General features: G+C 64.6%; 22 protein-coding genes and 2 pseudogenes. 7 read left to right on the plus strand and 17 right to left on the minus strand.

The annotated features are described in order from the left end of the window. From hisF to N2602_RS00960, 4 genes are all read left to right on the plus strand, one after another. On the plus strand, nt 1-774 hold the full coding sequence (gene hisF / locus N2602_RS00945) for an imidazole glycerol phosphate synthase subunit HisF (protein ID WP_018646048.1): 774 nt from the start codon (nt 1-3) through the stop codon (nt 772-774). 89 nt (nt 775-863) lie between these two features. Then, nucleotides 864-1187, plus strand: a complete 324-nt coding sequence (locus tag N2602_RS00950) for a phosphoribosyl-ATP diphosphatase (RefSeq protein ID WP_036044993.1) — start codon at nt 864-866, stop codon at nt 1185-1187. A 35-nt stretch (nt 1188-1222) separates the two neighbouring features. Continuing rightward, nucleotides 1223-2179 (plus strand): type I pantothenate kinase, encoded by a 957-nt coding sequence (gene coaA / locus N2602_RS00955; RefSeq protein WP_260381475.1) that lies wholly within the window; start codon nt 1223-1225, stop codon nt 2177-2179. A 101-nt stretch (nt 2180-2280) separates the two neighbouring features. Continuing rightward, entirely contained in the window at nt 2281-2520 is a 240-nt protein-coding gene (locus N2602_RS00960; RefSeq protein WP_260381476.1) for a hypothetical protein, read from the plus strand. Between the two features lie 45 nt (nt 2521-2565). Here N2602_RS00960 and N2602_RS00965 read toward each other — a convergent pair whose 3' ends face one another. The 6 genes and pseudogenes from N2602_RS00965 to N2602_RS00990 form a co-directional block, all read right to left on the minus strand. Beyond that, nucleotides 2566-3624, minus strand: a complete 1059-nt coding sequence (locus N2602_RS00965) for an AI-2E family transporter (protein ID WP_260381477.1) — start codon at nt 3622-3624, stop codon at nt 2566-2568. A gap of 88 nt (nt 3625-3712) precedes the next feature. Then, complete coding sequence (locus N2602_RS00970) at nt 3713-4342, minus strand: histidine phosphatase family protein (protein WP_172787806.1); 630 nt, start codon at nt 4340-4342, stop codon at nt 3713-3715. 84 nt (nt 4343-4426) lie between these two features. Then, nucleotides 4427-6670 carry a PAS domain-containing hybrid sensor histidine kinase/response regulator gene (locus N2602_RS00975; RefSeq protein ID WP_260381478.1) on the minus strand — a complete coding sequence of 748 codons (2244 nt, stop codon included), beginning with the start codon at nt 6668-6670 and terminating at the stop codon, nt 4427-4429. Nucleotides 6671-6913: 243 nt separating this feature from the next. Then, complete coding sequence (locus tag N2602_RS00980) at nt 6914-7381, minus strand: hypothetical protein (protein ID WP_260381479.1); 468 nt, start codon at nt 7379-7381, stop codon at nt 6914-6916. Between the two features lie 110 nt (nt 7382-7491). Further along, nucleotides 7492-8400: pseudogene (locus tag N2602_RS00985) on the minus strand (YifB family Mg chelatase-like AAA ATPase); the annotation flags it as partial. Between the two features lie 192 nt (nt 8401-8592). Continuing rightward, nucleotides 8593-9483 carry a hypothetical protein gene (locus N2602_RS00990; protein ID WP_260381480.1) on the minus strand — a complete coding sequence of 297 codons (891 nt, stop codon included), beginning with the start codon at nt 9481-9483 and terminating at the stop codon, nt 8593-8595. 80 nt (nt 9484-9563) lie between these two features. Between N2602_RS00990 and N2602_RS00995 the strand changes: the two genes are divergently transcribed. Continuing rightward, nucleotides 9564-10460 carry a hypothetical protein gene (locus N2602_RS00995; protein ID WP_260381481.1) on the plus strand — a complete coding sequence of 299 codons (897 nt, stop codon included), beginning with the start codon at nt 9564-9566 and terminating at the stop codon, nt 10458-10460. A 337-nt stretch (nt 10461-10797) separates the two neighbouring features. On the opposite strand, the gene N2602_RS01000 is transcribed toward N2602_RS00995, so the two are convergent. From N2602_RS01000 to N2602_RS01015, 4 genes and pseudogenes are all read right to left on the minus strand, one after another. Next, nucleotides 10798-11739 (minus strand): hypothetical protein, encoded by a 942-nt coding sequence (locus N2602_RS01000; protein WP_260381482.1) that lies wholly within the window; start codon nt 11737-11739, stop codon nt 10798-10800. Then, nucleotides 11736-13361, minus strand: a complete 1626-nt coding sequence (locus N2602_RS01005; RefSeq protein WP_260381483.1) for a recombinase family protein — start codon at nt 13359-13361, stop codon at nt 11736-11738. The genes N2602_RS01000 and N2602_RS01005 overlap by 4 nt, the downstream gene beginning before the upstream one ends. A gap of 10 nt (nt 13362-13371) precedes the next feature. Beyond that, entirely contained in the window at nt 13372-13569 is a 198-nt protein-coding gene (locus tag N2602_RS01010; RefSeq protein ID WP_260381484.1) for a hypothetical protein, read from the minus strand. 40 nt (nt 13570-13609) lie between these two features. Next, nucleotides 13610-14254: pseudogene (locus N2602_RS01015) on the minus strand (magnesium chelatase domain-containing protein); the annotation flags it as partial. A 226-nt stretch (nt 14255-14480) separates the two neighbouring features. On the opposite strand from N2602_RS01015, the gene N2602_RS01020 reads away from it, so the two are divergent. Both N2602_RS01020 and N2602_RS01025 read left to right on the plus strand, forming a co-directional pair. Then, the gene (locus N2602_RS01020) at nt 14481-14726 is read left to right on the plus strand and encodes a PilZ domain-containing protein (RefSeq protein ID WP_018644993.1); all 246 of its coding nucleotides are present in this window, start codon (nt 14481-14483) and stop codon (nt 14724-14726) included. 80 nt (nt 14727-14806) lie between these two features. Continuing rightward, nucleotides 14807-15604: a tetratricopeptide repeat protein gene (locus tag N2602_RS01025; protein WP_260381485.1), complete on the plus strand. Its 798-nt coding sequence runs from the start codon at nt 14807-14809 to the stop codon at nt 15602-15604. A 22-nt stretch (nt 15605-15626) separates the two neighbouring features. Here the strand turns inward: N2602_RS01025 and N2602_RS01030 are convergent, their stop codons facing one another. The 7 genes from N2602_RS01030 to rsmI form a co-directional block, all read right to left on the minus strand. Further along, nucleotides 15627-16916: an AAA family ATPase gene (locus tag N2602_RS01030; RefSeq protein WP_260381486.1), complete on the minus strand. Its 1290-nt coding sequence runs from the start codon at nt 16914-16916 to the stop codon at nt 15627-15629. After that, nucleotides 16913-17644: a CpaD family pilus assembly protein gene (locus N2602_RS01035; protein WP_172787800.1), complete on the minus strand. Its 732-nt coding sequence runs from the start codon at nt 17642-17644 to the stop codon at nt 16913-16915. Before N2602_RS01035 ends, N2602_RS01030 begins: the two co-directional genes overlap by 4 nt. Nucleotides 17645-17695: 51 nt before the next feature. Further along, nucleotides 17696-19213, minus strand: coding sequence for a type II and III secretion system protein family protein (locus N2602_RS01040; protein WP_172787799.1), 1518 nt, complete (start codon nt 19211-19213; stop codon nt 17696-17698). Between the two features lie 10 nt (nt 19214-19223). After that, nucleotides 19224-20045, minus strand: coding sequence for a Flp pilus assembly protein CpaB (cpaB, locus tag N2602_RS01045; protein WP_172787798.1), 822 nt, complete (start codon nt 20043-20045; stop codon nt 19224-19226). 362 nt (nt 20046-20407) lie between these two features. Further along, nucleotides 20408-21352 (minus strand): glutathione synthase, encoded by a 945-nt coding sequence (gshB, locus tag N2602_RS01050; RefSeq protein ID WP_260381487.1) that lies wholly within the window; start codon nt 21350-21352, stop codon nt 20408-20410. A 10-nt stretch (nt 21353-21362) separates the two neighbouring features. After that, on the minus strand, nt 21363-21764 hold the full coding sequence (locus N2602_RS01055; protein ID WP_172787796.1) for a YraN family protein: 402 nt from the start codon (nt 21762-21764) through the stop codon (nt 21363-21365). Continuing rightward, nucleotides 21751-22701, minus strand: coding sequence for a 16S rRNA (cytidine(1402)-2'-O)-methyltransferase (gene rsmI, locus N2602_RS01060; RefSeq protein ID WP_260381488.1), 951 nt, complete (start codon nt 22699-22701; stop codon nt 21751-21753). The genes N2602_RS01055 and rsmI overlap by 14 nt, the downstream gene beginning before the upstream one ends. Nucleotides 22702-22952: the final 251 nt, after the last annotated feature.

A 22952-nucleotide genomic window follows, 5' to 3' on the forward strand; every position in this document is an offset into this window, starting at 1 on the left:
ATGTTCAAGGTGCGCGTGATCCCCTGCCTCGACGTCAAAGACGGCCGCGTCGTCAAGGGCGTCAACTTCGTCGATCTGCGCGATGCCGGCGATCCCGTCGAAGCCGCGATCGCCTATGACGCCGCCGGCGCCGACGAGCTCACTTTCCTCGACATCACCGCGACCCACGAGAACCGCGGCATCATGCTGGACGTGGTCCGGCGCACGGCGGAGGCCTGCTTCATGCCTGTCACCGTCGGCGGGGGCGTGCGCGAGGTCAACGACATCAAGACGCTGCTGCGCGCCGGCGCCGACAAGGTCTCGATCAACAGCGCCGCGGTGTCGCGGCGCGAATTCGTCAAGGAAGCTGCCGAGAAATTCGGCGAGCAGTGCGTGGTTGTCGCGATCGACGCCAAGCGCGTCAAGCGTCCGGGCGGCGACCGCTGGGAGATCTTCACCCATGGCGGACGCAACTCGACCGGCATCGACGCCATCGAATATGCCCAGGAAGTGGTTTCGCTCGGCGCCGGTGAAATCCTGCTCACCTCGATGGACCGCGACGGCACAAGGCAGGGATTCGACATTCCGCTGACCCGCGCGATCGCCGACAGCGTTCCCGTTCCCGTGATCGCCTCGGGCGGCGTCGGCAATCTCGACCATCTCGTCGACGGTATCCGCGACGGGCACGCCACGGCCGTGCTGGCCGCCTCGATCTTCCATTTCGGGGAATTCACCATTCGCGAAGCCAAGGAGCACATGGCGCGGCGTGGGCTGCCGATGCGCCTGGATGCCTGACGACTCCGGTTCGTAACGATGCTACATTGGCGGATGGCGATGGCCGCGGTGGCCAGATCTGTTGCCAACCGTGTTTTTGAGTGAGTCCGATGCCGCGTTTCACGATCCATGATCTGGCCGAAACCATCGACGCCCGCGCGGCGTCCGGCGGCGAAGCGTCCTATACCCGCAAGCTGCTCGACAAAGGTCCCGAGCATTGCGCCAAGAAGTTCGGCGAGGAAGCAGTCGAAACCGTAATCGCTGCAGTCGAAAACGATCGCGCGCATCTGATCGCTGAAAGTGCCGACCTGCTCTATCATTTCCTTGTGCTGCTGAAGGCACGCGGCATAAAGCTGGAAGAGGTCGAGGCGGCGCTGGACAAGCGGACCTCGATGTCGGGGCTAGAAGAAAAGGCGTCGCGCAAGGGCGGCTAGGCAAGGCGAATAGATCGCAACGGAAAGGCGGCGTCATGGATATCCGCGCACCCGAACAGCAGTACAATCCCTACCGCGTCTATACGCGCGAGCAATGGGCGCGGCTGCGCGACGATACGCCGATGACGCTGGAGCCGGGCGAGTTCGACCGGCTGCGCTCGCTGCACGACCGCCTCGACCTGCAGGAGGTCGAGGACATTTATCTGCCGCTGTCGCGCCTGTTGTCGATCTACGTCGACGCGATGCAGCGGCTGTATTACGCCGAGCGCCAGTTCCTCAACATCCGGGATCGCAAGGTGCCCTACATCATCGGCGTCGCCGGCTCGGTGGCGGTCGGCAAATCCACCACGGCACGCGTGCTCCAGGCGCTCTTGGCACGCTGGTCGCCGCGGCCGAAGGTCGAGCTGATCACGACGGACGGATTTCTCTATCCCAACGCGGTGCTCGAGCGTCAGGGCATCATGCAGAAGAAGGGTTTCCCGGAGAGCTACGAGCTGCCGCTGCTGCTCAGCTTCCTCTCCGACATCAAGTCCGGCCGCGGCCACGTCCGCGCGCCGGTCTATTCGCATCTGACCTACGACATCGTGCCGAACCAATGGGCCGAGATCGACCAGCCCGACATCCTGATCGTCGAAGGCGTCAACGTGCTGCAGACCGGCAAGCTGCCGCGCGACGGCAAGGCCGTGCCCGTCGTCTCCGACTTCTTCGATTTCTCGGTCTATATCGACGCCGACGAAGCGGCCCTGCGGCAATGGTACATCAAGCGCTTCCTGGCGCTGCGCGACACCGCATTCACCAATCCCAAGTCCTATTTCAACCGCTACGCGCTATTGTCGGACGAGGAAGCCACTGCCACCGCGATCGCGATCTGGGAGCGCACCAACCTCGCCAATCTCGAGGACAACATCCTGCCGACCCGGCCGCGTGCGACGCTGATCCTCAAGAAGGGCGCCGACCACACGGTGGAGAGCGTGGCGCTCAGGCGTCTGTAATCGCCCCCGGTGCGCTGCCATGCCCGTTCGAGCATGGTGTCTTTTGTTGCAGACCAATAATGGGTATTCCGCTATTCCTTGGAAAACGGCGGGGGCACACCATGGTTGATCGTCTCAGGAGCGCTGCGGAGCAGCTGGAAGCTCCGATCTGCCCGGATTGCCATGTGGAGATGAAGTGGTTCCGCTCGGAACTGCTCGCCGACGAGCCGACCCCGGTTATCGCGCATCTCTTCGTATGCCCGCACTGCAAGCGCGCGGCGCAGGCAAATACCGTCTTCCGCGGAGGCCAGACGACACCCGACAAGCTCTCTGCGCCGCGCTTCATTGCCTCGGCTGCTTGACATTCCGCGTCGGCCGGATCGCCCGCGCCAGGCCCGATATGACGGTCATTTCCGGGCTCCCTGTTGCACCTTCGCGACGACGAAGATGTGCCACGTCGTCAGAAACATCGCAGCGACGAGCGGGCCGATGACGAAGCCGTTCGCACCGAACGAGGCGAGCCCGCCCAGGGTGGCAAGCAGCACGACATAGCTTGGCATCTGGATCGACTGGCCGACCAGGATCGGGCGGAGAAAATTGTCCGCAAGCCCGATCACGAAGGTGCCGAAAGCGAGCAGGATGAGCCCCTTCGTGACTGCGCCTGCCACGAGCAGGTAGAGTGCAGCCGGAACCCAGACCAGGGCGGAGCCGAGCACGGGCAGAAGCGAGACCAGCGCCATGAGCGCGCCGGCGAGCAGCGGCGCCGTCAGGCCGAGTAGCCAGAAGATCAGCCCGCCAAGTGCTCCCTGGATCAGAGCGACGAGAACGATTCCTTTGATGGTTCCACGAACCGCCAGCGTGAAGGCATCGAGGATTTCGGCGGTATGGCTCGGGCGCAGCGGCAGCGCGTCGCGAATGCGGGCATTGAGCTCGTCACCGTCGCGCAGCAGGAAGAACAGCAAATACAGCATCACGAGCAGGCTTGCGACGAACTCCAGCGTCACCTGACCGATGTTGATCGCATGTCCGGCCAGTTGTTGCCCGGCAGGGACGACCAGACCCGACAGGCGTTCCCTCAGGGATGAAAAATCGATGCCGGTCAGGCGATCCAACAGGGACGCAGCCCAGTCGGGAAGCGCGGATTTCAGCTGCTGCAGGGGATGAGCGAGGCTGATCTCCCCGCTCTGAATGCGCTGATACAGCTCTCCGCCCTGGTCGATGAGCGAAGCGATGACGATCGCTACGGGGATGAGGACCATGACGACCACCACGACGACGGTGATGAGTGCGGCAAGGCTGTGCTTCCCGGGCAAGGACTTCAGGACCCGTCGATAGAACGGGGCGAAGATGATGGCCAGCAGCGTGGCCCACAACACGGCACCGGAGAACGGCCAGAGCACCCAGGCGAACGCAACGGAGATCGCGCCGAGCAGGATGAGGAATGAACGGTCTTCCGATGTTCTCACGTGTTCGCCAGCTCTTCACTCGTTCGCCACACGACGTCCGTAGCACGACATCGTGGTGGAGCGGCAGTCCTGGCCGCTTCCCGGTCCCTCACCTGCCCGCTTTCGCGATCCAATCCGCAAGCTTGATGCGCCCGGCTAAGGTGGCGGGGCCCGAGCTGCCGGCCTTGTAGACGAAGGCCTCGCCTTCCTGGACGTCGCCGGCCTCCTTGCCGAAGGCGTCGGCGATGTTGGTCTTGTGGGTGATTAGGACCGTGTTGGTGCCCGCCTTCGGCGGCGCGTCGACGAGCTGACGCACGGCCTGCCCGGCCTTGGCATTGGCGCCGGTCGGGTTTGCCATTCCCGATGCGCTGGCGTTGCTGCTGTCGGTCAGGGCATCGACCGGCTTGACCTCGCGGCCGGAGATCAGCTTGCCGGCCTCGACCGCGCGGTTCAGCCGGCTGGTGTAGATATCGCCGATCGGGATCGCGAGGTCCCTGATCGCCATCCCGATCTGGCGCGCCGCCTCCCTGCCCTTCTCGCTGAGCTGACGCTGGGCGCTCATGTCATCGAACTTGAAGGGATAGACGTCCTTCTGGCTGTCGTCGGTCGCGGTGTGCCGGAAGATCAGGACGTAACCGCCCTGCTTGAGCGACGAGATGAGATCAGGTGTATCGGCGGCAGCGTGCCGAACGCTTCCGGCGAGGAGGACAATGAGGGCGAGGCGGCAAAGCACGTTCATGCGCAAAATCCTCAGTTGCAAATGCCCCCCTTGAGGATCGTGACGCGCAACGCGCGCGATTTCAATTACGATCGCCGGACGAGATCAGGTTCCCGTGAGATCCGGAACTGTCAGGTGCCGGGACGCGGCGAGGCTCGCGAGCGCCTCCTCGAGCTTCTCGCGGTCGAGCGGCTTGATCAGAAATCCGTTCATGCCCGCCTCGAAGCAGGCATAACGATCCTCCACCAGCGTGTTGGCGGTGAGCGCCAGGATCGGCGTGTGCTGAGCGCCAAGAGCGGCCTCATGCGCGCGGATGCGCTTTGTCGCCTCGATGCCGTCGAGCTGCGGCATCTGGATGTCCATCAGCACGAGATCGTAGGGCGTGCCGGCGGATGAGGCCGCGAGCCAGGATTCCAGCGCGGCCTCGCCATGGACGGCGATGACGACGCGGTGGCCGAGCTTGGCCAGCAGCGAGCGCATCAGCAAGGCGTTGATCTCGTTGTCCTCCGCGACGAGGATCGACAGGCCTTTCGCCGGCGCGGGGCCGGCGGTTGCCGCCGGCGGCTCCGGCGCGAGATCCGGCGAGGCGACCTCCGGGGTCAGAGCTAGACGCGCGGCGAGCGAGGCCGCTCGCAGCGGCTTCACCAGAAAGCCGGTGAAGGCCGGCGACAGCTTCTCGTGCCGCGAACTGGACGTCAGCAGCACGAGGCGCTGCAAGGCATGCGCGCGGGCGGCTTCACCGAGGTGGTCGGCCACGGCAGGGCCGATCGCACGATCGATCAGCACCGCGTGCCAGAAACGTTCCGGCAGCAGTGCTTCGGCGACCGCCGCATCCGCAACCAGGCAGGTCTGGCCGCCCCAGCGCTCGAGGCGCCGCGCGATGAGCGAAGCTTCGATGCCGTCGGCGACGAGCAGCATCGACTTGCCGGTGAGGTCGGGGCTCGGAAATGCGGTCTGTCCCGCGCCGCCTTGCGAGGGCGGAAGCGGCACTGCGACCTCGAAGGTCGAGCCTTTGCCCGGCTCGCTCGTGAGCGTGATCCGGCCGCCCATGCGCTTGACGATGCGCTCGCTGATGGCAAGGCCGAGCCCGGTGCCGCCATAGGTGCGGGCGACGCGCTCGTCGGCCTGCTCGAATTCGCGGAAGATGCGCTGCTGGGCTTCGGCTGCGATGCCGATGCCGGTGTCGCGGACCAGGAAGCTGATCTCGTTCGGCCAGATGCCGGGCTCGACGATCAGCGCCACACCGCCGCTGCTCGTGAACTTGATGGCGTTGCCGGCGAGGTTCAGCAGCACCTGGCGCAGCCGCGCGGCGTCGCCGACCACTTCCAGCGGCAGGCGCTCGTCGACATAGGCGGCGATCTCGAGCGACTTCGCCTGCGCGCGGGGCGCGAGCAGCTCGGTGATCTCCTCGACCAGGGTCGAGAGCGCGAAGGGACGTTGATCGAGGTCGAGCTTGCCGGCCTCGATCTTGGAATAGTCGAGCAGCTCCTCGATCAGCGCCATCAAGGCTTCGCCCGAGGTCTTCACCGCCCTGGCATAAGTCACCTGCTCCGGCGTCAGATTTGTGTCGAGCAACAGGCCGCCCATGCCGATGATGCCGTTCAGGGGCGTGCGGATTTCGTGCGAGGCCATCGCCAGGAAGCGCGACTTGGCGCGGTTGGCGGCGTCGGCCTGGTCGCGCGCATCGGACAATCCACGCTCGGTCTCGGTGCGGTCGGTGACGTCACGTCCCACGCTCTGCAATTCGGCGGGCTGGCCGGCATCGAGGCGGACATAGCCCTCGCGCCAGGCGATCCAGCGCGCACCGAGGGGCGTTGCGATCTTCTGGTCGTGGATGCGCGTGCCGTTGCTCTCGCGGGCGCTGTCGCCCTGCTCCAGCACGTCGAAATCGAAGCGCGTGCCGACCAGCGCGCTGCGCGCCTGTCCTGCGAGCGCGCAATAGGCCTCGTTGGCGAAGGTGATGCGGCCATCGGTAGCGCGCAGCACGATGAGGTCGCCCTGCTGCTCGAACAGGCTGCGGGCGCGCTCTTCCGCCTCCTTCAGCTCCCAATTGCGGTCGATCAACGCTTCGTTGTGGGCGGCGAGCGTCCGCAGCCGCTTATTGACGAAGCGCAGGCGCATGCTCAGCGTTGCAAGGCCGAGACAGGCGAGCGCGAACAGGAAGCTGGCGCCGATCGCAAAGGTGTGGGGATCGTAGCCGGAATTCTCGGACCGGCTGCCGGACACGAAGCCATAGGCGCCGCCGAACGTCGTCGAGAAGATCATGAAGGAGCGGATCGCGAAGGCGAGCCTCGGATGATGCCGCCTGAAGCGACGCATGCGCACCTTGATCCGGAACGTCCGACCCATCACAACCGACCCTTGGCAACCGACCCTTGCCTGAAACCCCGCCGCCGCGTGCGACGATGGCCCGCCGACCTTGCGAACAGCTTGCGGCTGTGGCGCCGCCTCCGAACAGGGTTGACGAGGTGTTAACGGGTCAGAGCATGATCCGGACCCGAAGGGCCGCGTTAGCGAAAAGTGTGTAGCGGTTTTCCCTCGCGACAAACGCGGAACGCGTTTGCGCGGAGATCATGCTCAAACAATAAAGCTCTAAAGCGAAGCCGCCTGGAAGCGGCCATGGCCGCCGTGCGCGCCGACGATCAGCGCTGCCGCCTCACGCGGCGAGAACGTCTTCGAGCGCACAAAGATGCGGTAATCCGCCGGTCCTTCGCTGGAGAGATAGACCACCTGGCCGCCGTCGACCGGCTGCGCGGCGATCGAGACGAGACGCGTCGAGGGACTAGCCTGGCAGGAGGCCGGCTCGGAGCCGAGGCCGTCGTCGACCACGGCAAAATCCGCAGCGTCGGCATCCTCGGTGATCTGCACCCGTACCGTGGCCCGCGCGGGATCGTCGGTGAAGGCGACATGCACGCCGGCGGTCCAGAACAGCGAGGTGAGCTCGACCGATGTGTCGCCCAGCGCGATGCAGGGATGCGACACCGAACCGATCTCGGCGCGGGCGAACACCGCAGCCGCGAGCAGGGGAACAGCCGAGGCCAGGAACTTGAAACGCAACATGACGCTCTACTCGCCGGGCCCGTGGGGAAACTTACAATCGCAACGCGTCGGGCCTTATGGTTTGCAGAGCGTAAAGGAAAGTCGTTACCGCCGGGTTGATGCGAGGGCGCTTACGCCAGCTGGCGCACATCCTCCGCGAGTGCGCGGTAGGACAGCGCTTCGGCAAGGTGCAGCCGGCCGATCTTGTCGGCATGATCGAGGTCGGCCAGCGTGCGCGCCACGCGCAGCACGCGGTGATAGCCGCGCGCCGACAGCCGCATCGTCTCGGCGGCGTCGCGCAGCAGTTTCTGACCCTGCGCGTCCGGCTTTGCGATCTCCTCCAGCACGGAAGCGGGGGCCTCGGCATTGGTGCGGACATGGGGCAGGCCTGCGTTCGCATAGCGCGCCAGCTGGATGTCGCGCGCCGCCGCCACGCGGGCAGCGACCTCGGCCGATCCTTCCGCCGGCGGCGGCAGGATCAGGTCGGCGGCGGTCACCGCCGGCACTTCGATGCGCAGATCGATGCGGTCCATCAGGGGACCGGAGATGCGCGCCTGGTAATCGGCGGAGCAGCGGTCGATGCGGCCGCGCTTGCAGGCATAGCCGGGCTCGAACGCATTGCCGCAGCGGCAGGGATTCATCGCCGCGACCAGCATGAAGCGGGCAGGGTAGGTGACGCGGTGATTGGCCCGCGACACCGCGACCTCGCCGTTCTCCAGCGGCTGGCGCAGCGAATCCAGCACGCGCGGATCGAACTCCGGCAATTCGTCGAGGAACAGCACGCCTTGATGCGCCAGCGAGATCTCGCCGGGCTTGGCGCGCGCGCCGCCGCCGGTGAGGGCGGCCATGCTGGCGGAATGATGCGGCGAGCGGAACGGGCGCCGTGCCGTCAGCGCGCCGCCTTCGATCTCGCCGGCAACGGAGGCAATCATCGAGACCTCGAGCAGCTCGCTTGGCGACAGCGGCGGCAGGATCGAGGGCAGGCGCGCCGCCAGCATCGATTTGCCCGCGCCCGGCGCGCCGATCATGAGCAGGTGATTTCGTCAATGCCAAAATATGACTGCTTCTGCTGTTCCCCCTCTGGATCTTTACGGGTCCCCTATCCAACACCGGACCCTATTTTGCTCAATCCCCCGCGCCACGTTTCGAAATACGCGACTTCAAAGGGCAGGGGCCTCCCGAGCGGCGGCCGCAGTGCTTGCTTGTCGCGAACGGCAGGTGCGGGTTGCGTCTTAACCTACGGGCTTGCCGGCGTCCTGAGCAGCACTCCGAAGTTTCGAGCTGATTTCCGCCTGACGCTCGTTTGCAATGGCTTTCAAAAACTCAGTACGTTCGCTGTCCGTCTTGAGTTGGTGGAACGCTAGGGACTGTTCTTCGGTCAGCTCGAGTGAGCAGGTGAAGCTTGGACCACCCGCGGATGGCGTCGCGGTGATTTGGAACACGTAGGACGGTTTGTAGATTTTGAACGAGATGTCGGCCCCTGTCAGGTCAACAGGGCTGGATCGGCCCTCCAACACATCAAACCTCCTGAACTGCATGTGTGATGCGAAACGAAGGCCCTGCAAAATTTCGAAGTCGAGAGGTCGTGCATCAGCGCGGGCGACGAACCGTGATCCTGGTTCTTCTGCAGGACTGCGAGGTACATAAGGAGCTACACCCGCAGCGCGAAGAATGCCGCCCCAGTAGTTCAGGACTGTCACAATCGCGCTGTCGAGATTTCTCGTTGTCCCGTCTTCGCAGTCGACAACCACCTGCGCGCGTACATCCGAGTACTCCCCGCTTTCATCTTCATAACGCGTAATCACAATCAGTTCGTGAACCGCGTCTGCCGAACGGACCAACGGTGCGCCTTCTGACGTGCTCCTCGTAAGCTCCTTGTGCTTCGTGACGTTCGTAACGTCTGCAATCAACCGATAGTCCGCACACTCAAGAACCGCCTGAGAGCGCGTGCGCGCAAGGTGCCCCGGAAGGTGTTCTCTGAAATGGAAAAGTGCTGTCGTCACTTCAACCGCCGCACGCAGCAGCTTGTTTCGCCCCGCTTTGCCGCTTTCGCGGACTTCTGCGTAGCTCCGGTAGGCAGGTTCTACGTTTTCGTAGAAGAGGCCGGAAAGATCATCAAACACGCATCGCTCCTCTGTCCATCTACAAGGCTGTTGACGAAGGCGAGCCATGAACAGGTGGTGTCGTCAACGGGAACATCGTGATGGCGTTCCGGCTTTGTTCGGTGTTATACCGAGCTATGGATCAGCCTGTGCGACCGCAACCGTTCATTGTCCAAAAGCGCTCCAATCATGGGACCAGCAACCCCATCGTGGCGCGCCTCTCCGTTCAAACGTTGGAGCTGCTCAACTGCGCCAACCTTCCCAAGGACGGTCAAGATCAGGTTTTTCGGCTCTACCACGATTGCCTTCAACGAAGCCTGCTGCGGTGCTTCGACGCCTATACACGCCTGTGCCAAGCTCGGGACGCATCGCTTCAAGAAGTCGCTGCTGCAGTAGACCAAGGTGCGCGCAGCTTTCCTTTCGTGATCGGCTTAGAGGACGAGGTCAACACGTTCTTGTACGAAGCAAAGCTTTACCTGCGCGACGCGCTCCGAGTGCTGAACTTGTTCTTTGGGGCCAAGTTCGCGGACGCGAGCCGCCTTACTAGCTGGATCGACAAAGGGAAGCTCAAGGAAGGCGCTGTGATCACATGGGCCGCCGACACGTTCGGCCCAGATGCCGACTTCACGCACATGCTACGTTCCGAAGAGCCGTGGGTTTCCGACATCATCAAGTTTAGAAACGCGGTCGAGCATCCCGACGCTGGCACGTCACTTGTGCTGGAGAACTACCGCGCTACATCGGGCGGCCGCCTTGATCCTGCTTGGCGCCGAGAGGGCAAGGACGCTCGTAGAGAGACGCCTCTGTTTCCAGACCTTGAAGTCCTCATCGAAAACCTGCTGACCTTTGGTGAGGACTTGCTCGTATGTTCGATCCAAGCGCGGCCTATCTCTCCACACGTTGGATTTGCGATTATTCCACCTGAGGAACGTCAGCCTGAGTGTCCAGTTCGGGTCCGCACAGTCTTGATTGGGTTGCCTCCGCTACCCCAAGCATGATTTGGGACCCATCTGGCTGGCAGGGTCCCATTTTGAGCGGCCTCGGCACCCCGGCTTCAAAATGCGCGGACTAAAGCGGACGAATACTGCCAAGCCTTGCCGCGAAGTAGCTCGCCCCGCCATCTAGTCATAAACTGTAACGGTGCCAAAATACCAGAGGCAGCAATCGTCACCCCCGAAGCTTGCTTTTTCCTATCGTATTGATTTCTCTTCTAAATCTCTCGTGGTTGGCTCATTAGCGCCTATGCAGTTGCACACTCACAGGGTCCTAAATGCATACCTAAGAGGTGCGGGGGCTCCCTGTGGTGGCTTCCGGGACTGTCCGGCCAGACAACCATCATTCATCAACGTCCTGTGCCTCGTAGGCTGCTTCGTCTTCCTCGGCTTCCTGCTGGCTCCTCACGTGCCTCTGCAGGGCCTCGATGAGCTGGGGGCACAGGTCGCGGTCGTAGAGCCACAGGGCACGCGCGGTCACCTCGGGGTCCTCAGAGAGCTTCGTGGTCATCCGTGTGACGAGCGCGCGGGAGAGCTTTGCCGCAGCATCATTCACGTCCCATTCCTTGGGCGTCAGGTCCAAGAGCACCCCGTTGACCTTGTTCCAAGTGTGGGCGCGCAGGTCCGTGCCGAACTCTCTATTCAGTTTCTCGCCCCACAGGCGGTCAGCAGCGGATTGCTCGGTCTTATTGAACCCTTGGTGGCACCTTATGGCCCGGCGCATCTTGGCTACCGTACCCTCGCCAGCACCCGTGAGCTTGACCACCTCTCGCTTGCTGCCCCAGCCCAGTAATGTTCGTTTCCAAGCCTCCTCGTGCTTATCGCCTTGCTGGACTAACAAGTGCGTCTTCTCGTTGCGCCGTAGGCTCTCGTCTGTGGCCTCACGCACCGTGCCTGCGAACCATTCACACCTGATCGGTGCGGTGTGCTTCAGTTTCCGGTAGGCGGCAAGGCGGTGATGTCCATCAACCACCACCCACTCATGTCCGTCCACGGCCTCTGTGTAGGGGTTGGTGGTCCTCAGCTTCACAACCAGCGGCGGGTCCATGTCCTTCCGCTGTATCCGCGTGGCGAGGCTGTTGACGTGCCTCGTATCAACCTTGCTCAGGCCATAACCGGGCCGCCGCGGCTGGAACAACTCCAAGCGCTCTCGGATGTCCTGCGGTGGCACCTGGACAAACACCGGTTGCCCGCTGGTCACGTTGGGCCTTTCAATCAGCTTCTCGGCTTCCTGAAGGGACTTCGCCGCGTCTAATGGTCTGATCTTGCTGAGTTGGTGCTTCATTCCGCGTCTTCTTGTTCTTGGTCTGCAATCTGCTGTCCGTCCCAGTCGAAACGCTTCGTCATGAACAGCGTCTCCTGCGGCTGGTCCGCGTGGTGCCATAGGATGTCTAAGCGGCCGTCCTGTGGCCTCATGATCATCTTGCTCACCGCGCCACGTAGGGCCTTGTTGGCCGCCTCAGTGTCCAAAGGTTCCGCAGTGAGCGCCTTCTCCACGGCCGCTAAGCGCTTCTCCACGTTGGTGCCCATGAGCACACCACGGCGCTCAAGAGCGGTCCTCAAGTCGTTCCTGCGGTCTTCCAGTTCCTGCTCGTATCGCCGCAGTCGCTCCCTCGCTGCGCTGCTCTTGTCAGCGATAGCCAGCTCCAGCAACTCGTTAACGGCGTCTTCACCAGCATCAATCTCCACCCGCAGTTGCTCTATCTGGGCGTCAATGTCGGTCGTGTCATTTCCCCGGGGTGCGCTGTCGAGGGTGCGGTGAAGGCTGGTCCTGAACGCTCTCACCGACTGATCGTAGGGAACGCTCTCGTACTTGCAGGTTCCAGCCTTTGCGTGAGCAGCGGCGCAAACGAGATACGTGTGCGCGCCCTTGTTCACTCTGGTAACGGTGCCTCCGCAGTGCTGGCACTTCACCAAGCCTGCGAAGATGGAGCGCACAGGCGCCTTGGCATTCTTGCCGCGTGCCTCGGTGGTACTGAGGCGGGCAGTCACTCGCTCGAATAGCTCGCGGTCAACTGCAGCAGGGAAGCGGTGCAGGATAGGCTCCTGCGGTTTGCGTTCTTTGGTGCGCTTGCCTTCAACCTTCCTCACCGTGTGCGGCACAAAGACGCCGATGGCCGCCTTGTTGGTCAGCAGCTTGCGGACATAGCTGCGATGCCAGTATTTCGCCTTCCACCCACCGGCGCCCCATGTGTCTTCCTTGGCGTCATTGAGCTGTGCAGCGATGCTGTGTGCACCCACGCCCTCATCAGCCATTTCGAACATCCAGCGCAGGCGCTCCGCCCGCTCCTCGATTAGCTCATAGGCGGCTGTTTCATCGCTCCAACGTAACCACCCGGGGAGCCTCTTGGTGTACGGCTTGGTGATCTTCTGCTCGCTGGCGAAGACGGCACGCTTGTTCGCATAGGCTTCCCCGACGCGCCTTCCTTTCTGCACGCTCTCTTGGTTGCCGCGTGCAAATGACAGCAGCATCGCCATCATGTGCATCAGCCCTTCTTGGCTGTTGAGCGTGGTCTTGTTGTATTCCCGGCCCAGTCCACCGTTGTCCGAAAGGTCCACCACGGTGACACCTGCTCGGATGATACTCTGCATGGTGAACGATGCTTCGAACACCGGCTCACGGCTCAACCTGTCGAGGTTTTCAACCAGCAGCCACGATCCCTTCGGCACGGTGCCGTCCTCGACGGCTCTCAGGAATGCACCAAGGTTTCCCACGTCCCTGTTGGCGCCGTGCAGAGCCGACACGCCACGGTCGATCAGGTTCAGCTGGGTATCGAGAGGGACGCCCATACGATCCGCCCATGCCTGTGCCATGGCAGTCTGCCGACGCAAACTGTCTCCCTGCTCCTGAGCCGGGGTTGAGAAGCGCTTGTAGCTGTAGGCCTTGGGTTGCCGCTGGGCGTCCATCGTGTGCTCCTCAGCGTCCCAAGGCTTCTGCGGTGATGGTTGCCAAGACGTCATCGACACAGCGCCAGCGGACGGCTAGGCGGTGCGCCCAAGCCTCCATACGCTCTCCAAGGGCTTGCTTGCGTTCCCCTGCGGTCTGTACGGCCCAGCTGGTCTTGATGACGGCAGCAACGATGCGGTGGCTGGCGGCGGTGGTGATGCGGTTCATGGTTGTCTCCAGTAGCCCCTCGTGGGCACTGAAGCAATCACATGAGCAGATGATGTCCGCCGGCGGCCGCGATCTCGAGCGCGCGCTTGGCGCTTTCCTGGCCCTTGATGTCGCGCAGGTCGAGCGTCGAGGCGGCGGCCTCGTGCACTTTCGGCGTCGGCCGCGACAGCACCTGCGTGCCCTTGAAATGGTTGGCGATCTGGATCAGCGAGCTCGCCGCAACGATCTGGATGTCCGGGCTCGCCCACGCCGCTTCGGAGCCGCAGGAGGCCGGGCAGATCAGCCCCTCCTCGCGCATATTGGCGCCGAACGCGGCGGGAAGGACGCCGGCCACGGGCGCGATCGAGCCGTCGAGGCCGAGCTCGCCGAGCACGGTGAATCCGGTCAGCGCATCCGGCGGGATCGCACCGATCGCCGCCATCAGCCCGAGCGCGATCGGGAGGTCGTAATGGCTGCCCTCCTTGGGCAGGTCGGCCGGGGCCAGATTGACGATGATCCGCCGTGCCGGCAGCGCCAGCCCCGAGGCGATCAGCGCCGAGCGCACCCGCTCGCGCGCCTCCGACACCGCCTTGTCCGGCAGGCCGACGATGGCGAAGGCCGGCAGGCCAGGCGCGACCTGCACCTGCACGTCGACCGCGCGGGCCTCGATCCCCTCAAAGGCGACGGTGGAAACCCGCTGAACCATGCCGAACCAGCCTGCCCTGTCCTGCAATTAGGGGTAGCAGAGCGCGGCCGCTTCCGCAAGAACAATACGGGAACAATCCGCTGGCGCCCGGTCAAGTCCTAACCGGGCGTAAACGCGACGCGGAGACTACGTCTCGAATGCAAGTCGCTCTCCTCAGCACATTCCAACGAATGTCCGCTACTGCTAGGCCTGCGGGATGGGCCGTGGTCTAACGGGTGAAAAGTAAATGCTTGCAAATCGCCGGAGAAGCGAACGTCGGGTGTGCAGCCGTCTCGCAAAGATCCATTTTGGCGCGGGCTCGCTGCCGCGGGATTGCACGATCACGGACATTTCGGATGGCGGCGTGAAGGTGGTGGCGGAATTTTTGGAAGTGCCGCCGCAATTCACCATCATCTTCGCGCCCGATTATTCCCGCCAATGCCGCCTGCGCTGGCGCATCGGCTGCGAATTCGGTGCCGAATTCGTCGACTGAACCTCGACAGGCCTGCCTCCTTAACGGGACTTTAGCGTTAATCGGTAAGCATCTCTGATCAGTTGCCGAGTGATCAGAGTATGTCCAAGCGTTCGTCCCTCGCTTTTCCCCCGGCGAGATATCTGTGTTCTGCCGTCCTGATCCTTGCCCTCGGCGGCTGTCAGACCACCGGCATCGAGGACGTCACCGGCGCGCTCGGCGGCAAGAAGGAGTCCGCCGCCAAGGACGGCGCCAAGTCTGACACCAGGGCCGACGCCAGGCCGGAGATGGACGCACTTCGCGAGCGCTATCGCGCCAAGCCCGGCGATCCCGCAATGGCCATCGAATACGGCAAGGCGCTGCGCGACAGCGGCCAGCGCGCGCAGGCGGTCGCGGTGCTCGAGCAGGCCGTGCTCGCCCATCCCGGCAACAAAGCGCTGCTCGCCGGCTATGGCTGCGCGCTCGCCGACAACGGCAATTTCCAGCAGGCCTTCGACGTCCTCGGCCGGGCGCATAGCCCTGAGGATCCCGATTGGCGCATCCTGTCGGCGCAGGGCGCTGTGCTCGATCAGCTCGGCCGCAACGAGGAAGCGCAGCAATATTACGCCGCGGCGTTGAAGATCGTGCCGAACGAGCCGACCGTGCTGTCCAATCTCGGCCTGTCCTATATGCTGCAAAACAATCTGTCGAAGGCCGAACAGGTGCTCGGCCGCGCCTATCAGCGCAATCAGAACGATGCGCGGGTCCGCGCCAATCTGGCGCTCGTGCTGGGATTGCAGGGTCGCGAGGCCGAGGCCGAAATCCTCGTGAAGGCAGATTTGCCGCCGGACCAGGCCGCGGCCAAGGTCGCGGCGCTGAAGCAGCTGCTGGCGAAGAAGCAGCAGCGGGCGGACAGGTAATCCGCCCCTTCTGCTGTGACGCCTACGACGCCTTGCGATGCGGGGCCGAGCTCCGTCCCGACTTGCCCTTCAGCTTCTTCAGCAGCGGCTCGAGCAGCGAGCGCTTCGGTTTCTTCACCTCGCCGCGGCCGGCGAGGCGGTTCGCCATGTTCTGGAACAGAACGGTGGTGCGGTGGCTCCTGGAGACCTCCGCGATCATCTGGCCATTATTGGCCGCGGTCGAGAACAGTTTCGAATCGAATGGGATCACCGCGATCGGCTGGCTCTCCATGGTCTTGGCGAAGGCCTTGACTTCGATCTCCGCGCGCTTGGGCATGCCGACCTGATTGATGCAATACAGCGGCGGCCGGTCGTTCGGCCGCGCCGCCTTCAGCACGCTCAGCATGTTCTTGGTGTTGCGCAGGTTGGCGAGATCGGGCTCGGCCACGATCACGATGTCGTCGGCGTTCACCAGCGCGCGGCGGGTCCAGCCGGACCATTGATGGGGAACGTCGAGCACGATGCAGGGCGTCGTCATGCGCAGCGTGTCGAACACCGCGTCAAAAGCTTCGGCACCGAAATCGTAGACGCGGTCGAGCGTGGCGGGCGCCGCCAACAGGCTGAGGCGATCGGTGCATTTGGCGAGCAGGCGTTCCATCAGCGCCGTGTCCGGCCGGTCCTGCGACAGCACCGCATTGGCGATGCCCTGCACCGGATCCTGGTTGTAGTCGAGGCCCGCGGTGCCGAAGGCGAGGTCGAGATCGATCACGACGGAATCGAGCGAGAGGTCGCGGGCGATGGTCCAGGCCAGATTATGCGCAACCGTGGACGCGCCGACGCCGCCCTTGGCGCCGACCACCGCGATGACGCGGCCGGTGATGATGGCCTCGGAGGCCGAGAACAGGCTGCAGATCGAGCGGACCACGTCGAGCGTCTCGACCGGTCCGACCACGTAGTCGTTGACGCCGCGGCGCACCAGCTCGCGATAGGGCGCGGTGTCGCTGGGGCTGCCGATCACGACCACGCGGGTGCCGGGATCGCAGACGCCGGCGAGATCGTCCAGTCCCTCGAGGATGTCGCGCGTGCCGTCGGACTCGATGACGATCACGTTCGGCGTCGGCATCGATTCATAGGCTTCGATCGCCGCGGCGAGGCCGCCGTCCTTGGCGCTGAGGTGGGCCTTGGCGAGCCGGCGATCCTGGCCAGCCGCCGTCACCGCGTTGAGCGTCTGCTCGGTCTCGCAAAAGGCTTGCACCGAAATGCGAGGAACCGGCGCGATATGTTCCTCGGGATGCTGCGGATCGTCCGCGTCTTCGTCGTGGATGGCTGTCATCTGCCGGTGTCGCTGAGTTTGGCCTTGTCGGATTCGGGATAGGTGGTGGTCGTCGTCGTGCCCTTGCGATAGCGCTCGAACGCGATGTCGCGCCGTGCGGTATAGGCGGGCGTCTCGGCGCGCGGTTGCTCGAGGTCGGCCGGGTTGTCGATCATCGCGGCGAGATTGCGCTGGCTGGCGCAGCCCAGATTGAAATAGGGCCGGTTCTCGTTGTAGCCGGGATCGAGGATGTTGGGGCCGACGTCTTCCGGCCACAGCCCGCAGGGGCCGGCGACCGCGGTGATCTTCGAATAGCTGAGGCGGATGGTCGGCAGCAGCCCGGGATCGTCAGGGCGATAGGGCCGCTGGACGATGGCGCGCGACGGCACGCCGCCGGACGTGAGCACCGAACGGATCTCCTGATAGCTCGCGGCAGCCGCGCGCGAATTGGCGGTGTCGACGGGCACGTCGACGACGACGGAGCCGCTGCCTTCGCGCACCCAGTCCCGCGCGATGCCCGCGACGTCCGCATGCTGCGCAGCCGAGAGGCCGCCTCGGCTCTTGCCGACGAAGATCACGATCGACTTCTTGCCTTCCTGCACCGCGATCGGGTGGCGCTGGCGATAATCGGTCGGCACCGTCTGGGTGACGATCTCGGTGGTGTTGCAGGCGCCCAGCATGACGGACAACCCCGCCAGTGCCAGCGCGATGCTTACGCTGCGACGTCGATCGGCTCTCGTCTTCGTCATCGCCTGATCCCCTCTTGCCCCGTGTCTTGCCCGGTCCCCAAACCGTTCGTCTCAGTCGATGATGAAGCCGAAATCACCAGGCGTGCCGGCGACCGGATCGACGCGGCTCGCGACGCCGTAGAGGCGGTTGACCCGGCCGAGCAGCGCCCTCTGCGCGTCCGAGGCCGGCGCGAAGCCGTCGTCGGGCCGCGACAATTCCTTCTGGGCCACCGCGCGCACCACATAGGGCGTCACGATCACCATCAGCTCGGTCTCGTTGTTGACGAAGTCCTGGCTGCGGAACAGCGCGCCGATGATCGGCACCTGGTCGACACCAGGCAGCCCGTTGATCGCCTGCTTGGTCTGCTGCTGGATCAGGCCGGCCATCGCCATCGAGCCGCCCGACGGAATTTCCAGCGTCGTTTCGGCGCGGCGGGTTTGCACCGAAGGGATGGTGATCGAGTTGGTCGAGTTCCCGGACACGGCCTGCGTCAACGTGATCGAGTTGGTGTTCGACAGCTCCGAGACCTCGGTCATCACGCGCAGGCTGATGCGGCCTTCGCTGAGCACGACCGGGGTGAAGTTCAGGGAGATGCCGAACTTCTTGTAGGTGACCTGGGTGGTGCAGACGTGTGTGACCGGATCGCAGGCATAGCCTCCGGGAATCGGAAATTCACCGCCGGCGACGAAAGTGGCGGATTCGCCCGAGATCGCGGTCAGGCTCGGCTCGGCCAGCGTGCGCATGACACCGGCGCTCTCCATCGCCCGCATCGTCGCGTTGACGGTGGCGACGCCCTTGGCGAGCCCGGTGACGCCGAGCCCATTGCTGCCGACGATCGGCCCGCCGGAGACCGAGAACGGGTTGGAATTGTTGAAATTCACCACGGCGGTGCCGGCGTTCAGGCTGGCGCTGAGATCGACACCGAGCTGCTTGACGATGTCGCGGCGGACTTCGCCGACCACGACCTTGAGCATGACCTGATCGCGGCCGCGTACGACGATGTTGTTGACGACCTTGTCCGAACCGCCGACAAGCTTTGCGGCGACATCGCCGGCCTGCTGGGCCTCGACCGGGCTCGACACCGAGCCGGTCAGCATCACGCTGTCGCCGACGCCTTCGATCTGGACGCCGGGCAGGGACTGCCGCAGCGCCGCACGCATGCCGTTGAGGTCGCGCTTCACCGCGATGTCATAGGAGGCGACCTGCTGGCCGTCGGCGGCGAAGAACACGACGTTGGTCTGGCCGACCTGGCCACCGATGATATAGGCGCGCTGCGCCGAGCGGATCACCGCATTGGCGATCTTGGGATCGGCGACCAGCACGTCCTTGACCTCGCGCGGCAGGTCGATGACGACGGACTTGCCGATGCCGAGCGACAGAAAGCGCGACCGCGCCGGTGCGACCGTCCCGACCGACGATACGCTGAGATCCGACGCCTGCATCGGCGCCTGGTCGCCGACCGGCGCCTCCGCGGCACTGACGACGCCGTGAGCCGCGAGCAGCCCCAGCATCAAGATCGTCCCCGTCAGGACCGAGCCCGCGCGCTTCCCCCGAATGCGCAGGCCCGTCCGATCACCCCCGTAGTTCATGCTGTCCCCATCACTTCTGCGACGTCAGTTGCCGTGCCTGGACGCCGTAACGGATCACGTTCACGCCGCCCGGGCGCTTGATCGCCTGGTCCTCGGGCGTGCCGTCGACTGCGTTGGCATCGACGATGCTGCGCAGTGCGAGTGTCAGAGTGCCGCCCTGCCGTGCGGCTGAAAGCGTGGCGATCTGGTCGGGCCGGAGCTCGAGCGTGACCGTCTTGCCGACGACCGCGTTCTGGCCCTCCTTTTCCTTCGGGGCCTGGTCGATCGCGAGCACGCGGATGTTGGTGAGAATGACCTCCGACAGGATGAGGTCGTTGCCGCCGGTCGGACCGTTGCTGTTGCCGCCGTCCGGATTCTTCAGCCGGCGGGTCAGGACGATGTCGACGCGGTCGTTCGGCAGGATGAAGCCGCCGGCGCCGGTTTCGGCTGAAATCTCGGTGGAGACGGCGCGCATCCCGGACGGCAGGATCGCGGCCATGAAGCCGGAGCCTTCGGCCTTGACCAGCTTCTGCTCGCGGATCGGCTCGCCCTGCATCAGCGGCACGCGCGCGATCGAGCCTGCGATCTGGGTCCGGGCCTCCGGCCTGCTGTCGCGGCGGATGAAGGCGCTGCTGGCGGTCGCCGCGGGCCAGGCCTGCCATTGCAGGTCCTCGGGCTTCACGGCCTGGCCGAGCTGGATGTCGTTCTTGGCGATGAGGACCTCGACCGTCGGCAGCTTCTCGGCGACGGGCAGGGTGGCCGCGGGCGGATTCTGATAGCCGCTCGCCAGATATGCAGCGACGCCGCCGGCGCCGAGAGCGATGACGAGAACGACAATGCGTGCGGTATTCATACGCTTCTACTCTTACGCGGGGCACTCGAACCGCACCTGGCGTGTTCCCCCGCGTCGATGAGTAGGCAGCAAAAGTATAAGGGGTGTTGCGAGGCCGAACGCGATTGCCGGCCGCGATGCTGGTTTTCGGCAGATGGTGAACGCGGCGTTATTGAGCCGGCCAACGGCCCCGTAGTTTCACGCATGTCGGAGCACGCGTTTACGCGAGGCGCGGGGGCGTCATGGTGAATACGTCGTTAGCGCGCGAGGTGGCCGCGAGCATCGTCCGTAGCCTGGATGGAGCGCAAGCGTAATCCGGGGCCGGTGCGAGTGGTGGGCGTCCCGGATTTCGCTAACGCTCTATCCGGGCTACGCGCAGAGCTCTACTTCTTCCGCTTCGCTTCGATCGCGTCCCAGATCTTCGCCGCGACATCAGGGCCGCCGAGCCGTGCGATGGCGCGGATGCCGGTCGGTGAGGTCACGTTGATCTCGGTGAGATTGCCGTTGATGACGTCGATGCCGACGAACAACAGGCCGCGCTCGCGCAGCGCCGGGCCGACGGTGGCGCAGATCTCGCGCTCGCGCGGCGTGAGCTCGGTCTCCTGCGCCGCGCCGCCGCGCACCATGTTGGAGCGGAGGTCGTCGGCCGCCGGCACACGGTTCACCGCGCCGGCGAACTCGCCGTCGACCAGGATGATGCGCTTGTCGCCGTGCTTCACCTCGGGGATGAATTGCTGGATCACCCAGGGCTCCCTGAACGTCACCGAGAACATGTCGAACAGCGAGCCGAAATTCATGTCCTGCGGCATCACGCGGAACACCGCCGCGCCGCCATGGCCGTGCAGCGGCTTCATGACGACGGCGCCGTGCTTGTCGCGGAACGCGTTGATCTCATCGAGGTCGCGCGAGATCAACGTCGGCGGCATCAGCTGCGGAAAATTCATCACGAACAGTTTTTCCGGCGCGTTGCGCACCGAGGCGGGATCGTTGACCACCAGCGTCTTCGGATGGATGCGCTCGAGGAAATGAGTCGAGGTGATGTAGGCGAGGTCGAACGGCGGGTCCTGGCGGAGCAGCACCACGTCGAAGCCGTTCAGAGCCTCGCGCTTGGGCTCGCCGAGGGTGAAATGGTCGCCGGGCTCGTCGCGCACGGTCAGGAGCTGAACCGGTGCGACCAGCTCCTCGCCGACCATCGAGAGCTTGTCGGGCGTGTAATAGGACAGGCCATGGCCGCGCTTCTGCGCCTCCAAGAGCAGCGCGAAGGTGGAATCGCCCTTGATGTTGATGCGGGCGATGGGGTCCATCTGGACGGCGACGTTCAGTTTCATGGGCTGCCTTTCAGGTCGAGGCGTCGAATGCCGCCAACACATGGCGCGGAAGCGAGCGCGGCGCAATCAGCATGGCGTCGAATCGCAATTCAAATTCGGCATGCTCGGGATGCGCTGCGAGCCAGCCTTGGGCGGCGTCGATGATGCGCTGCTGCTGGCGCGGCGTCACGGCAAAGGCGGCATCGTCCAGCGTGGCGCGTGCCTTGACCTCGACGAAGGCGATCAGGTTGCGGCGCCGCGCCACGATGTCGATCTCGCCATGCGGCGTGCGGTAACGTTTGGCGAGAATGCGGTAGCCCTTGGCCATCAGGTAGGCGGCGGCGCGGCTCTCCGCGGAAATCCCCGTCTGGAACGCCGCCACGCGCTCCGGCGAGGCGACCTTTGGCTCCGCAGGAGTCTCAGTCTTCGCCATCGCCGCCCCGCGAATCCTTTGCGAGCTCGAGCGCGCGGGCATAGACCTCGCGGCGCGGCCGGCCCGAGAGCGCGACCGCATGCGCCACGGCATCTTTAACGCTGTGCGCGGCAAGCTGCTCGCGCAACAGACCGTCGAGTGCGTCCAATGTCAGAACCTCGGCGTCGGCCGCGGGCGGCGCGATCACCAGCACGAATTCGCCGCGCGTCTCCAGCGTATCGGCCTCGCGCGCCAGTTCGCTCAATGGTGCGCGCGAAATCTCCTCATGCAGCTTGGTCAGCTCGCGGCAGATCGCGGCCTCGCGCGCCCCCATGATCTCGGCGAGATCGGCGAGCGTGTCCTGCACGCGGTTGCCGGATTCGAACATCACCAGCGTCGCGTCGATGCGGGCGAGCTCGGCGAGGCGCGACTTTCGCGCCGCGGATTTCGCCGGCAAAAAGCCTTCGAAGAAGAAGCGGTCGGTCGGCAGGGCTGCGACCGACAACGCCGCTAGTACCGAGGACGGGCCGGGCAGCGCATACACCGCATGGCCGGCGGCGCAGACCTCGCGCACCAGCTTGAAGCCGGGATCGGAGATCAGCGGCGTGCCGGCGTCCGACACCAGGGCGACCGAGCCGCCCTGTCCGAGGGCTTCGAGGATTTTTGGACGCGCGGCCTCCGCATTGTGCTCGTGATAGGGCTTGAGCTGTGCCGTGATCGCATAGCGCTCGGTCAGGCGGCGCGTGATGCGGGTGTCCTCGCAGGCGATGACGTCGACGCCGGCGAGCGTCTGGAGCGCCCGCACGGTGATGTCGCCGAGATTGCCGATCGGGGTCGCGACCAGATGGAGGCCTGGCGCCGCCTTCGGCGCCGCAAGCCGATGGGCATCGATGGAGAAACCGCGCGAGGCGGCGTCTTGAGCTTCAGGCATATTTATCGGGGCCGGCTTTGCGCGCATAATGAAGTCAACTTAGGCACGATCTGTGGGGCTGGGAACCGGCTCGCCGAAAAAGATCGTGCCGAGGTGAGGGCGAGGAACGGACGGGAATGTGATCGGTCGAAGATCACGTCGGGAGGGAGTGAGGGCCCTCGCGCCATATTCGCGACGGAAACGCCGCCTTGATGAGTGAATGAGTGACGGCGAAGAGCTGCCGGGACGGGATTGCGGCCGCGTTAAGCGGTTGTTATCCTTTTGTTTTGGTTAACTAT

Source organism: Bradyrhizobium sp. NC92 (genome assembly GCF_025200865.1).
GTDB lineage: Bacteria > Pseudomonadota > Alphaproteobacteria > Rhizobiales > Xanthobacteraceae > Bradyrhizobium.

Coding starts and splice junctions, on each gene's coding strand:
- N2602_RS01010 (WP_260381484.1), bottom strand. CDS start 13,569: ATGAACCGCATCACCACCGCCGCCAGCCACCGCATCGTTGCTGCCGTC.
- rsmI (WP_260381488.1), bottom strand. CDS start 22,701: ATGCGCGCAAAGCCGGCCCCGATAAATATGCCTGAAGCTCAAGACGCC.
- N2602_RS01035 (WP_172787800.1), bottom strand. CDS start 17,644: ATGACGAAGACGAGAGCCGATCGACGTCGCAGCGTAAGCATCGCGCTG.
- N2602_RS00960 (WP_260381476.1), top strand. CDS start 2,281: ATGGTTGATCGTCTCAGGAGCGCTGCGGAGCAGCTGGAAGCTCCGATC.
- N2602_RS01055 (WP_172787796.1), bottom strand. CDS start 21,764: ATGGCGAAGACTGAGACTCCTGCGGAGCCAAAGGTCGCCTCGCCGGAG.
- N2602_RS01030 (WP_260381486.1), bottom strand. CDS start 16,916: ATGACAGCCATCCACGACGAAGACGCGGACGATCCGCAGCATCCCGAG.
- N2602_RS00950 (WP_036044993.1), top strand. CDS start 864: ATGCCGCGTTTCACGATCCATGATCTGGCCGAAACCATCGACGCCCGC.
- hisF (WP_018646048.1), top strand. CDS start 1: ATGTTCAAGGTGCGCGTGATCCCCTGCCTCGACGTCAAAGACGGCCGC.
- N2602_RS00980 (WP_260381479.1), bottom strand. CDS start 7,381: ATGTTGCGTTTCAAGTTCCTGGCCTCGGCTGTTCCCCTGCTCGCGGCT.
- N2602_RS01025 (WP_260381485.1), top strand. CDS start 14,807: ATGTCCAAGCGTTCGTCCCTCGCTTTTCCCCCGGCGAGATATCTGTGT.
- N2602_RS00970 (WP_172787806.1), bottom strand. CDS start 4,342: ATGAACGTGCTTTGCCGCCTCGCCCTCATTGTCCTCCTCGCCGGAAGC.
- coaA (WP_260381475.1), top strand. CDS start 1,223: ATGGATATCCGCGCACCCGAACAGCAGTACAATCCCTACCGCGTCTAT.
- N2602_RS01005 (WP_260381483.1), bottom strand. CDS start 13,361: ATGGACGCCCAGCGGCAACCCAAGGCCTACAGCTACAAGCGCTTCTCA.
- N2602_RS00975 (WP_260381478.1), bottom strand. CDS start 6,670: ATGGGTCGGACGTTCCGGATCAAGGTGCGCATGCGTCGCTTCAGGCGG.
- N2602_RS01020 (WP_018644993.1), top strand. CDS start 14,481: ATGCTTGCAAATCGCCGGAGAAGCGAACGTCGGGTGTGCAGCCGTCTC.
- cpaB (WP_172787798.1), bottom strand. CDS start 20,045: ATGAATACCGCACGCATTGTCGTTCTCGTCATCGCTCTCGGCGCCGGC.
- N2602_RS01000 (WP_260381482.1), bottom strand. CDS start 11,739: ATGAAGCACCAACTCAGCAAGATCAGACCATTAGACGCGGCGAAGTCC.
- N2602_RS01040 (WP_172787799.1), bottom strand. CDS start 19,213: ATGAACTACGGGGGTGATCGGACGGGCCTGCGCATTCGGGGGAAGCGC.
- N2602_RS00995 (WP_260381481.1), top strand. CDS start 9,564: ATGGCGTTCCGGCTTTGTTCGGTGTTATACCGAGCTATGGATCAGCCT.
- gshB (WP_260381487.1), bottom strand. CDS start 21,352: ATGAAACTGAACGTCGCCGTCCAGATGGACCCCATCGCCCGCATCAAC.